The organism is Vibrio sp. 970 (assembly GCF_033339075.1).
The window spans coordinates 1-627 of the sequence record NZ_JAWOTW010000472.1 but is presented as its reverse complement, the minus strand read 5'-3'; the positions used below and the strand labels follow the sequence as shown (position 1 = coordinate 627).

Sequence of the window (627 nt, the reverse complement as noted above, 5' to 3'; positions counted from 1 at the left end):
AGCGGTTTAGGTTTGCTGGTGAGGCATCAGGATCAGCGGAGTAAAAATCGCGGCTGTGGTTCAACATACCCGTTAAGTTGATGGTTGGAACAACAGTGACAGTGCCCGCCAGTTCTTTGCCGATCAGCTCTCGAGCTGTTTTTTGCGCGGCAAGAACGCCGTTGTATTCATCGCCATGAACACCGGCAGTGATCATAATCTTCTTGCCCGGCTTGTCGCCTTTGAATACCAATACTGGTAGGTGTTGCCACTGAGATAGGGCATTGGTTGCAATGCGGAACCAGAATTTATGCTCGCCAGCAGGCAAGTCAGTTACGTCGAGAGATTGAATGACTTGATGACCTTGAATTACGTCATCCAGAAATTGTGTTGCCATTAAAGTTGTCACTCCAAAACATCGTTTTGATGCTTATTTGCCATTTGGCTTGAATCAAAAAAGGCGAGAACTTGTCTCGCCTTCTTATCTGTTAATCAGTTTACGCAAAACCCATCACGTGAGCTGCGACGACGACAATGCTCGATAGGGTAAAGAGTAATAGCATAAAGCGCCAGCAGAATTTCGCCCAGTCACCCCAGTCGATACGACACACGCCAAGTGTTGCCATTAGGGACGCAGAAGTAGGAACG

Annotated in this window: 1 protein-coding gene and 1 pseudogene; both read right to left on the bottom strand. The window is 47.7% G+C overall.

The window, feature by feature from the left end:
• A partial coding sequence (locus tag R7Q11_RS27385) for a succinylglutamate desuccinylase/aspartoacylase family protein (RefSeq protein WP_225467134.1) occupies positions 1-376 on the bottom strand: 376 nt, incomplete at its 3' end.
• A gap of 100 nt (positions 377-476) precedes the next feature.
• Positions 477-627 (bottom strand): annotated as a pseudogene (locus R7Q11_RS27380) (hypothetical protein); the annotation flags it as partial.